Source organism: Chloroflexus sp., assembly GCF_034432675.1.
Classification (GTDB): domain Bacteria; phylum Chloroflexota; class Chloroflexia; order Chloroflexales; family Chloroflexaceae; genus Chloroflexus.
Genome location: NZ_DAOUBI010000136.1, coordinates 1 through 10,461, shown reverse-complemented (window position 1 = coordinate 10,461; position 10,461 = coordinate 1). Strand labels below are relative to the sequence as shown.

Below are 10,461 nucleotides of genomic sequence, written 5' to 3'. Positions count from 1 at the left end.
CGCGTGTCGTGCAGTTTGGAGTGCGGCAGCCATGCTGCCGCACCAGCCGTGCTCACGATCCGGCGCGTGGCATACCGTTACCCATCCTGGTCACGGGAGTGCTGGATGTGCTTGTTTCGATCATCGAGTCGATCAGGCATGCTCGCGATCCCTGCGCGTAGACGTGTTGTTGCAATAAGTTCGTGCTTGTGCACCAGCGGCCACGTTCAGCACCTGCTAGCGGTGGCGATGATGCCGGCACGCGGGCTGGAAGCCCGCGCCACGGGGAGCGCTTGCAGCCCGGCCTAATGCAGCGTGCCATGTGGGTAATACATAGCCCCCAGCGGGGGCGGGTGGGGACGGCAGGCTCGCGCTCCCAGAACCAGTACATCGCGCTCTGCCAGCCAACGACGGGAATTAAAAAGGGCAGGTGTTCTGCCTGCCCTTTCTACCGACTCTTTACGCTTCCTCGTGCTTTTCGACAATCTGCACCTTGTTGCTGGTTGGTGGTGTGGTTGGCCGACGATTCCAGCTCAGGAGTTGCCCCAGCAAAACCCACATCCGCTGTTCCACCTCAGCTTCGCGACCGCGCAGCAACAGGCTGACGCCACCCAACAGCAGAATGCCCGGCCACAGCAGTTTGAACAGCGATAGCAACGCTAAACCAACACCCCACAAGAGCGCCTGCACCGCTTCATCGGTGCGGCCCAGGTTGCGTTGACGGCGGTAAATGGCGATACCACCTCCGGCCAGCAGCGCAATCGGCACCAGCCACCAGAGCTTGAAAATTGTCACCACGCCGAGGGTGATTAAAAGAATCCCAATCAGGCGGGTTTGATCGTTCTGTAGCGACATGTGTTTCCTCCTTACAACACCAGGCCATTGCACTTCTGCAGCTATGACGGAGCCTTCTTCGCAAAAGTTGCAGCACTCTGTGGTACCATTAGTTAGTAAAGATACAGGGTTACACTGTAATACTGGCACGCTGTACCTGTAACTTCTTCTAGGGGTGCACGATGACACTATCACTCAGCGCCGAGCGGGTTCGTCAGTTTGGTACTACGATTTTTGCCGAAATCAGTGCGCTTGCCGTGCAATGTGGTGCCGTGAATCTGGGCCAGGGTTTTCCTGATTTCGCCGGGCCGGAATGGGTGAAGCAGGCTGCGATAGAGTCGATCACTGCCGATGCCAACCAGTATGCACCCTACATTGGTGTACCGCGTCTGCGAGAGGCGATTGCGGCAACCTGGCAGACCCAGGGCTGGCGGACAGTCGATCCGGTGACTGAAGTGACCGTCACCAGTGGCGCAACTGAGGCATTGTTCGGCGCAGTGCAGGCACTGGTAAATCCCGGCGATGAGGTTATCCTGTTCGAGCCTTTTTATGATGCGTATTTGCCCGATGTGACGATGGCCGGCGGCATTCCCCGTTTCGTCCGTCTCCATCCCCCCGGCGATGGTCATGCAACGTGGTGGTTCGATCCGGCAGAGCTGCAGGCCGCTTTCTCGCCGCGTACCCGTCTGCTGATGCTGAATACACCCCACAATCCAACCGGTAAGGTATTTCGCCGGGACGAGCTGGAGCAGATCGCTGATCTGTGCCAGACTTACGACGTGATCGTGATTTCTGATGAGGTATACGACCAACTGGTCTTCGCCGGCGCGACCCATATACCCATCGCGACGCTGCCCGGCATGTGGGAACGGACATTGACCATTAACAGTCTGGGCAAGACCTTCAGCCTCACCGGTTGGAAAATCGGGTACGCAGTTGGCCCGGCCAGCCTGAACGCCGCCCTGCGCGCCGCGCACCAATGGATTACCTTTGCGACCGCGACCCCATTGCAATTTGCCGCCGCGGCTGCCCTGGAAGGAGCTTTGCATAACGGCTATTATGAACAGTTTCGCGCTGAATATACAGCTCGTTATCGTCTACTGGAAGAGATTCTGGTCAGTGTCGGTTTGCCAGTCCTGCCCACCGAAGGCAGCTATTTCCTGATGGCCGACATTACCCCCACCGGCTTTCACGACGATGTCACGTTCTGTCGCTACCTGACGCAGGAAGTTGGTGTTGCTGCCATTCCCCCTTCTGCTTTTTACGCCCGGCAGTACGATTTGCCGCTGCTGGCCCGCTTCTGTTTTGCCAAGCGTCCTGAGACGCTGTGCGCCGCCCAACAACGGTTGTTGGCCTGGCGACAGCGCAGTTGAGAAAGAGAGATGTCATGGAAACCCGTCTTCAAGAACTTCGTGCTCGCCTCCAGGAGATTGACGATCTGAACAGTGCTGCGGCTGTGCTGGGTTGGGATCAGAGCACATATATGCCATCCGGTGGTGCAGCCGCCCGTGCCCGTCAGCTCGCGACCCTCTCGCGTCTGGCCCATATGAAGAGCACCGATCCCGAATTGGGCCGGTTACTGGCGGAATTGATGCCCTACGCCGAGCAATTGCCGTATGAACATCCTGATGCGGCCTTAATTCGGGTTGCCCAGCGCAACTACGAGCGCATGACTCGCCTGCCCGCCGATCTGGTGAGCGAGATTGCCGCCCATACGGCGGCCAGCTATCACGCCTGGACCCAGGCCCGCCCGGCGAACGATTTTGCCACCATGCTGCCGTATCTTGAACGCACTCTTGAACTGAGTCGGAGGGTTGCCGATTGTTTTCCCGGCTACGAGCATCCGGCTGATCCGCTGATTGACTTTAGCGACTATGGGATGCGGGCGGCGGTGATTCGTGATCTGTTTGCCCATCTGCGCACTGGCCTGACCCCCATCATTCGGGCGATTGTTGCCCAGCCCCCCATTGATGATTCCTGTCTGCGCCAGTATTACCCGCGCAACGATCAGCTTGCATTTGGTGAGCAGATCATTCGGCGCTTCGGCTACGATTTCGAGCGTGGGCGGCAGGATTTGACCCATCACCCCTTTGCCACCAAGTTCTCGGTCGGCGATGTCCGCATCACAACACGCATCAACGAGCACGATCTGGGTGATGGTCTGTTCAGTACACTTCACGAATCGGGCCACGCGATGTACGAACAGGGGATCGACCCCGCCTTTGAAGCGACACCGCTCTGCAACGGTGTTTCGGCTGGCGTACACGAAAGCCAATCGCGGCTGTGGGAAAATCTGATCGGGCGCTCGCGTCCATTCTGGGAGCATTTCTACCCTGAACTTCAGCAGACCTTCCCTCAGCAATTGGAGAACGTACCGCTCGATACGTTCTACCGCGCAATCAATCGCGTGCAGCCATCCCTGATTCGCACCGATGCCGATGAAGTGACGTACAACCTGCACGTGATGATTCGGTTCGACCTGGAGCTGGCGTTGCTTGAAGGCACGCTGAAGCTGCGTGATCTGCCGGACGCCTGGAATGCGCGCTACGCTGAAGATTTGGGTGTGACTGTTCCCGATTATCGTGATGGCGTACTCCAGGATGTACACTGGTTCGGCGGGCTGATCGGTGGTGCCTTCCAGGGCTACACCCTGGGCAACATCCTCAGTGCTCAGTTCCTGGACGCAGCACGTGCTGCCCATCCTGCCATCGATGACGAAATCGGTCGCGGCGAATTCGCAACCCTGCACGGCTGGCTCCGCGAAAACATCTACCGGCACGGCAGTGTCTTTACTCCTACCGAGCTGATTGAGCGCGCGGCTGGTGGGCCGATGCAGATTGAACCGTACCTGACATATCTGCGCACAAAATACTCGGTAATTTACGGCATCGATTTGTCATCGTAAGCCGCGTTTATCGCTCTTGTAATGTCAGAGCGTCGTGGAGTCGCCGCGCTGTGTAGAGCGGAACAGCAGACGGCGACTCCACGATTAACATATATCCCCATCCTTAAAAGGTTCTCCAATGGCATTTGTGCCGAGGTGGGACGCACCGAAACACAGCCTGTCGTGCCTCTCCTCTCGCCAGTAGCACGCTCGCTGACGCTTCCACACAGGCATGCCCCCAAGTTCAAGACGGTGCTTCTGTGCCACCAAAGAATGGCTACAGACTTGTTGCTGATAACACAGACTGAACTCCACGTTACTCGTGGATAAAGTACCGCGGCCTAAAGCTACTGCCTAAGCCGGCATTGCCTAATCGCACATCATTGATGTTCATTCCGCCAGCCTGAGCAATGCGTAGCTCGGCTATTGAATTCCCGTTCTGACCAGGGCGAATGACGGCGACATGACCGGAATCGGAAGCGATCGCTGGCTTGCCGGCATTGACATGTTCTTTCAGCAGACGCAGCCCTTCGGGTGTTGATGGATCGACTTCGCGCCATCCATGCGCTGATGCCTTCGTTGTAAGCCAGCGGTAGAGATCGGGAGCGTTGACGGTTGCCCGATCTCCGGGCACGTCCGTCCCCAATTCGGTTTTCATCGGTAAAGGTACGCCCATCGCCCGCATCACATCTCCGGCAAACGTATTGCAGTAGGTGTAGTTGTCTGGAGCGTAAAGGGGATTGCCGGCAACACCAAACTGATTAATCACTGCAGCGTACAGTTCAGGGTGTCGTTTACCAGGCGCACTGGTGATTGGCGCGTCGAGGGGAAGCTGACCGGGTTTACCGTAGATGCTATCCATTCCGGCAACGGGCGTCCGGCCATCAAGCTGACTCACCAGAATTTCGCTACCGTTGCTGAGGCGTATGCGCTCGTTCAGAATCGGTGGCAGAGCACCAGTTGCCGGGGCAGGGGTTGGTTCAGGAGACGTTTCTGGTGGCGTTGCCGGCGTTTCGGGAATGGGTGTCATACGTTCAGAACCGCTGATGTTACGTCCAGCGCTACTGCCATCTCCGAATCTGCTTCCGGCCTCTTCAAGGGCATTGGTAAACTGTTCGGTACGTCGCGTGAGCTGACCAAGCGTCTCGCACAGTGTCGTATACTGACTCCGGATACGCTCCCAGGCCGCTTCTACCTGTTGCCGATGATTCCCGGCCCATGGCCCACTCTGCAGAGCGGTCATCGCCTGTGTGGCCTGCGCAAAAGCATTCTCTATCGAACTGCTGCCCTGGCGCAGAGCATTCAACGTTGCCCGAAGTGCATCAGTGTCAGCCTGATATAGTTGCCATACCGAACTTCTCTTGCTGCGGCTGGTGCGTGTTGTTATGTGTTGGAAAATGACTCTGCACCAGAGTATACCTGACGTGTTTCGCTCATTCTTCGCTGGGGAGTGGGGGCCGCAGGGAGAAGACAGACCAGTAACACTGTCAGGGGTAACACGGTAAAAACAGACACATCCCAGGCTCCTGGGACGGTCAAAGTCAATTGGTACCGCGATGTAATTGAACCAGATGCCTGGATCAACAGCGAGCAGCGAGCAGGCACGTGCCACAGGTATGGCAGTGGTGCGGAAGTATGGCTTCCGCACCCCGCAAACCACTACTCCGCTCCCAAAATACCCTCCAGCCGCGACGGTTGCGGGGCGGCCTGCGCATGCCGACCAAAATCGTCGCGGCGAAAGACGATCTTACCGGCAGCCATAGTGAGCATCACCTGTCCTTTCAGGCGCTGACCACGCAGCGGTGTGTTGCGACCACGCGACGCAAAGTGATCTGGTTCGACCACCCAACTGCGTTCAGGATCGAAGATGACAATATCAGCAGTAGCGCCTGGGCGGAGATTGGCCGGTGAGCGGTTGAGCACCTGCGCTGGTCCTTCGGTGAGTTTGGCGATCAGGTTGACGATGTCCATCTCACCACGGTGAACGAGAGTCAGGGTGAGGGCCAGTGCCGTTTCCAAACCACTGATGCCGGGCGGGGCAATCCCATATTCGCAGTCCCGGTCGACCAGTGCGTGAGGGGCATGGTCAATCGCAATTGCATCAATCACCCCGTCGCGCAGCCCCTCCACCAACGCCTCAACATGTTCGATACTGCGTAAAGGCGGGTCAACCCGGGTTGAACTGTCATAGGGTGGCAACAGCGCCGGATTGAGCCACGACGGCAGGCTCAGATTGGGATGAGTACCGGGCCGACCAGTCTCAATCTCATTGCGCTCTTCCAGCCATCCCAACAGCCAGCGGTCGCTCAGCGTCAGGTGGTGTGGTGTGACTTCAGCCGTGACATGGACGCCGCGGGCGCGAGCGGCGCGAATCAGCGCCACGCTACCGGCTGTACTGACCCGACTGATATGCAGATGCGCACCGGTTGCTTCGGCAAGGGCAATATCGCGGGCGACAATCGCCTCTTCGGCAGCCGCCGGAATAGCAGGTAAGCCCAATCGAATACTGACCGCACCTTCGTGCGCTACTCCGCCCGCCGCCAGATACGGGTCCTGACAACTGACCATCACCGGTAATTTGAGGGCCGCGGCATAGGCGAGGGCATGACGCAGCAAGGCCGTATTGGCAATTGTCCGCCCACCATCGCTGAAGGCAATACAACCGGCTTCGGCCAGCTCGCGCATCTCACTTAGCACCTGACCTTCATTTCCCATGGTCAATGCGCCGATCAGATCAATCCGCACTCTGGCATACTGATCGGCTAGCTCACGCAACTGACGAATTGCCGCCGCATGATCCGGGGTTGGTCGTGTCGTCGGTCGGGCGCAGAGGGTGGTAAAACCACCAACAGCCGCAGCGGCACTAACACTGGCAATAGTCTCTTTGTGCTCTTCGCCCGGTTGGCGCAGGTGGGTGTGGAGATCGGTAAAACCGGGTGCGACAACGCAGCCACGGGCATTGATCACCTCTACATCAGGTGCTAATGGTTCGCGATCAGTGTGCAGATCGGCCAGATCGTACAACCGCTCAACCTTACCGTTGGCAACCAGAATATCGCCAATGGTGGCTACACGATTGGCCGGATCGATAATCGTGCCATTTTTAATCAGATAACGCATTGCCATCTCCTCTCAACCGGCCATTCGATAGAGTAAAGCCATCCGCACTGCGACGCCATTGGTGACCTGCTCTTCAATCACTGCCGGTGATGCAGTAGCCACTTCGGGAAAGATTTCGATCCCTTCATTCATCGGGCCGGGATGCATCACAATCGCATGTGACGGCAGGCGGGCCAGGCGTTCGCTGGTGAGACCATAGATTCGAGTGTACTCGCGCAACGCCGGCAGCAATCCGCTTTGCATCCGTTCTTTTTGCAGACGCAACGCCATCACCACATCCGCTTCCGGCAGCAGTGGGTCGAGTTCATACGCAATCCGCACCTGCGGCCAGGTCGCCGTCCAGAACGCCGCCGGGCCAATCAGGGTGGGTGGGCCACAGAGCGTCACCCGCGCACCGAGACGGGTCAAGCCCCACAAGTTGGAGCGCACCACGCGGCTATGCAGAATATCGCCGACAATAACGACGTGCAGATCGCGGATTTGTCCCAATCGACTCTGCATCGTATAGAGATCGAGCAGTGCCTGCGTAGGATGGGCATGGCGGCCATCGCCGGCATTGATAAGCGAGCCACGAAAATGACGCGCCACCAGATAAGGCGCGCCCGACTGACTGTGGCGCATAACAATGATGTCGGCACCCAACGCCTGCAGAGTGCGTACCGTATCTACCAGCGACTCGCCCTTCTCGACACTGCTCCCCCGTGCGGTAAAGGCGACCACATTTGCCGACAAAGCCCGCGCTGCCAGCTCAAACGAGATGCGCGTGCGCGTACTCTCCTCAAAAAACATATTGACCACAGTTTTACCGCGTAGTGCCGGTACCTGCTTAATTTCACGGCTCAGCACCTCGCGCATACTCTCAGCCGTTTCCAGAATCTCCTCGATCTCAGTCGCACTAAAGTCATCGAGATCGATTGCATGACGACGTAATTCAGTCATTGGCAGAACCTCGCAGAATCACAACCTCATCAACCCCATCGGTCTCGCGCAAACGCACCATCACCCTCTCGGAGAGCGAGGTTGGTACATTCTTCCCCACAAAATCGGCCCGAATCGGCAATTCACGATGACCACGGTCGATCAGAACAGCAAGCTGAATCCGGGCCGGACGCCCCAGGTCGGCAATCGCATCGAGTGCTGCCCGCACCGTGCGACCGGTAAACAGCACATCGTCCACCAGCACCACCGTCTTGCCGGTAATATCAATCGGCAAATCGGTCTTACGCACCCGTGGTGCCGGCCCACGCAGCTTCAAATCATCACGGTAGAGCGTAATATCGAGTTGCCCCACCGGTATGCGCGTCCCTTCAAAATCGGCAATTGCGGCTGCGATGCGCTCAGCCAGCGGCACACCACGGCTCCGAATCCCAACTAAAACCACATCGCGCAGACCGCCATTGCGTTCATCAATCTCGTGCGCAATGCGTACCAGCGCCCGCCGAATCTCATCAGCCGACAGAATCTGTTTTTCATTTCCCATGCGTTCCTCCGCAGCGAACGGACTGCGCAAACAAAAAATCCCTGCCCGCAGATGCGGGATCAGGGAAAAAACACAGCGATAATATGGGCCATGCTGACGTGTAACTCATCAAATTACTCCTTCACAGCCTCACGGGGCTGTATTAAAGGCGAACAGATCGTACCACAGCCCGATACAAGCGTCAATGATAGTGGCGGAGAAAAGATGACAAATTGGCAACAAATCCATACAACTGATCGGCAAGTCAAGGCCAATCATCCGTTGCCAATCGCGTGTAATGAGCGCATCATTGCCTCGAACCAGCGCGTATCAGGGGAACAGCTCTTTTGGATTGGTCTGTCAGGATTAGATTTACTTCCTCCCTGTAATCCCTTAGCCTTTGCAGTGCCAGCCTCACCACCGCAACGCCGGTATGACAGAGAGGATGAGCTGGCGGAGAATCGCATCATCGTACAGTGTGGCGAGTAGAATACGATCAAGTGCGTTTTATCGCGCTCTCCCTACCCACTACCACAGATAAGGTAAGGCGCTACGACAGAGAAGTTGGAAGCGCACGTCTCCGCTCGCCGGGCACTGGGAGTGCGCACCTCCGGCCCGCCCCCTGAAACCGCACACCGTACCTGCTTCCAGCGAGGTACCGACCCCTGCACCAACTTACGACAGCGAATGCCATCCCGCACAAGAAATTCCCTCCCCCAGCGGGCTATGCATTACCCACAACTGGTGTTAACCACGTGCGTATCAGCAGGTATAATCGCTATGGGTGCTGTTGTGGACGACTGAGTCGGTGGCAGTGCGCCGCTCCAGCCGTGGTATCACGTGCTGAATGGGTTGCCTTACCCGCGCATCATGTGCGTGTCGCGCAGTTTGGCGTGCGGCAGCCATGCTGACGCGCCAGCCGTACACACGATCCGGCGCGTGGTACGCCGATACCTCTCCAGGTCACAGAGGTGCTGGATGTGCTCGTGCCGATCATCGAGTCGATCAGGCATGCATGCGACACCTGCGCGTAGAAGTATTGTTGCACCAGGTTCGTGCCTGCGCACCAGCGGTCATGGCCAGCCCCTGCCGGCGGTGGCGATAATGCCTGCACACAGGCTTCCAGCCTGCGCCACGGGGAGCACGTGCAGCCCGACCTAACGCAGCGCGACATGTGGGTAATGCATAGCCCAGCGGGGACGGGTAAGGGTGGAGCGTATCGCAGCGCACTGCTGACGTAGCATCATTGTCACACGTCCGGCACCCATGACGCTACCTACCCACGACCACCCGTATCAATTCGCACACCTGTACCAACCCGCTCAATGATGCCCTGTGTCAGTCACGATTAGATACAAGACTACGCTTCGGCGATAGCCTGTCGTGACCGGGCCTGTTCGCGCAAAATAAACTTCTGAATCTTACCGGTTGACGTCTTCGGCAAGGGGCCGAAGGTAAACTTCTTGGGAATCTTATAACCGGCCAGAAAACGCCGACAGTGCTGCTGTAATTCATCCTCGGTGACGGTAACCCCTTCCCTTAGCTCGATAAACGCATGTGGTACCTCGCCCCACTTCGGATCGGGTGCAGCGACCACCGCAGCCAGCATCACTGCCGGATGCTTGTAGAGTGCATCTTCCACCTCAATTGAGGAAATATTCTCGCCACCAGAGATAATAATGTCTTTGGCACGGTCGGTTATCTTGATGTAGCCATCTGGATGCACCACGGCCAGATCGCCAGAGTGGAACCAGCCATCACGGAAGGCTGCTTCGGTCGCGGCTGGATTCTTGAGGTAGCCCTTCATAACGATATTACCGCGAAACATCACTTCACCCATCGTCTGTCCATCCCACGGCACCGGATGCATTGTAACCGGATCAAGCACACTAATCGCCTCTTGTGCGTGGTAAGTTACCCCCTGGCGTCCGTTGAGATGCGCCTGTTCGGCAATTGGGAGCGTATGCCAGTCGGGTTGTTTTGCACATACCGCTGCCGGTCCGTAGGTTTCGGTCAGACCATAGACATGGGTAATATCAAAGCCAATTTCGGCCATCGCCTGCAAAACGGCTGCCGGCGGTGGAGCTGCGGCAATCAGACCGCTGACTTTGTGGGTTCCCCGGCCTTCGCGCCAGTGAGGAGGGGCACTATTAGCGATCAACGAATGGACAATCGGCGCACCGCA

Annotated in this window: 9 protein-coding genes; 3 read left to right on the top strand and 6 right to left on the bottom strand. The window is 57.6% G+C overall.

Features of this window, described 5'->3' with window-relative positions; all coding sequences use genetic code 11:
- Window positions 1-438 precede the first annotated feature (438 nt).
- The gene (locus tag VAE55_RS10115) at window positions 439-834 is read right to left on the bottom strand and encodes a hypothetical protein (RefSeq protein ID WP_322815661.1); all 396 of its coding nucleotides are present in this window, start codon (window positions 832-834) and stop codon (window positions 439-441) included.
- A gap of 161 nt (window positions 835-995) precedes the next feature.
- On the opposite strand from VAE55_RS10115, the gene VAE55_RS10110 reads away from it, so the two are divergent.
- Both VAE55_RS10110 and VAE55_RS10105 read left to right on the top strand, forming a co-directional pair.
- Entirely contained in the window at window positions 996-2,186 is a 1,191-nt protein-coding gene (locus VAE55_RS10110) for an aminotransferase class I/II-fold pyridoxal phosphate-dependent enzyme (protein ID WP_322815660.1), read from the top strand.
- A gap of 14 nt (window positions 2,187-2,200) precedes the next feature.
- Window positions 2,201-3,718, top strand: a complete 1,518-nt coding sequence (locus VAE55_RS10105) for a carboxypeptidase M32 (protein WP_322815659.1) — start codon at window positions 2,201-2,203, stop codon at window positions 3,716-3,718.
- 295 nt (window positions 3,719-4,013) lie between these two features.
- On the opposite strand, the gene VAE55_RS10100 is transcribed toward VAE55_RS10105, so the two are convergent.
- The 4 genes from VAE55_RS10100 to pyrR all read right to left on the bottom strand — a co-directional run bounded on the left by VAE55_RS10100 (window position 4,014) and on the right by pyrR (window position 8,297).
- Window positions 4,014-4,940: a hypothetical protein gene (locus VAE55_RS10100; protein WP_416181187.1), complete on the bottom strand. Its 927-nt coding sequence runs from the start codon at window positions 4,938-4,940 to the stop codon at window positions 4,014-4,016.
- A 416-nt stretch (window positions 4,941-5,356) separates the two neighbouring features.
- Window positions 5,357-6,817, bottom strand: coding sequence for a dihydroorotase (locus VAE55_RS10095; RefSeq protein WP_322815658.1), 1,461 nt, complete (start codon window positions 6,815-6,817; stop codon window positions 5,357-5,359).
- 12 nt (window positions 6,818-6,829) lie between these two features.
- A complete protein-coding gene (locus VAE55_RS10090; protein WP_287158344.1) occupies window positions 6,830-7,756 on the bottom strand; it encodes an aspartate carbamoyltransferase catalytic subunit in 927 nt (308 codons plus the stop codon).
- Window positions 7,749-8,297 (bottom strand): bifunctional pyr operon transcriptional regulator/uracil phosphoribosyltransferase PyrR, encoded by a 549-nt coding sequence (gene pyrR / locus VAE55_RS10085; protein WP_012257759.1) that lies wholly within the window; start codon window positions 8,295-8,297, stop codon window positions 7,749-7,751. The genes VAE55_RS10090 and pyrR overlap by 8 nt, the downstream gene beginning before the upstream one ends.
- Window positions 8,298-8,501: 204 nt before the next feature.
- On the opposite strand from pyrR, the gene VAE55_RS10080 reads away from it, so the two are divergent.
- Window positions 8,502-8,765: a hypothetical protein gene (locus VAE55_RS10080; RefSeq protein ID WP_322815657.1), complete on the top strand. Its 264-nt coding sequence runs from the start codon at window positions 8,502-8,504 to the stop codon at window positions 8,763-8,765.
- Between the two features lie 871 nt (window positions 8,766-9,636).
- Here VAE55_RS10080 and VAE55_RS10075 read toward each other — a convergent pair.
- The coding region (locus VAE55_RS10075) for an AMP-binding enzyme (protein WP_322815656.1) at window positions 9,637-10,461 on the bottom strand (825 nt) is incomplete at its 5' end.

What these genes read in the sequence shown, in the direction of transcription:
- VAE55_RS10115 (WP_322815661.1), bottom strand. Translation starts at nt 834, where the DNA reads ATGTCGCTACAGAACGATCAAACCCGCCTGATTGGGATTCTTTTAATC.
- VAE55_RS10110 (WP_322815660.1), top strand. Translation starts at nt 996, where the DNA reads ATGACACTATCACTCAGCGCCGAGCGGGTTCGTCAGTTTGGTACTACG.
- VAE55_RS10105 (WP_322815659.1), top strand. Translation starts at nt 2,201, where the DNA reads ATGGAAACCCGTCTTCAAGAACTTCGTGCTCGCCTCCAGGAGATTGAC.
- VAE55_RS10100 (WP_416181187.1), bottom strand. Translation starts at nt 4,940, where the DNA reads ATGACCGCTCTGCAGAGTGGGCCATGGGCCGGGAATCATCGGCAACAG.
- VAE55_RS10095 (WP_322815658.1), bottom strand. Translation starts at nt 6,817, where the DNA reads ATGCGTTATCTGATTAAAAATGGCACGATTATCGATCCGGCCAATCGT.
- VAE55_RS10090 (WP_287158344.1), bottom strand. Translation starts at nt 7,756, where the DNA reads ATGACTGAATTACGTCGTCATGCAATCGATCTCGATGACTTTAGTGCG.
- pyrR (WP_012257759.1), bottom strand. Translation starts at nt 8,297, where the DNA reads ATGGGAAATGAAAAACAGATTCTGTCGGCTGATGAGATTCGGCGGGCG.
- VAE55_RS10080 (WP_322815657.1), top strand. Translation starts at nt 8,502, where the DNA reads ATGACAAATTGGCAACAAATCCATACAACTGATCGGCAAGTCAAGGCC.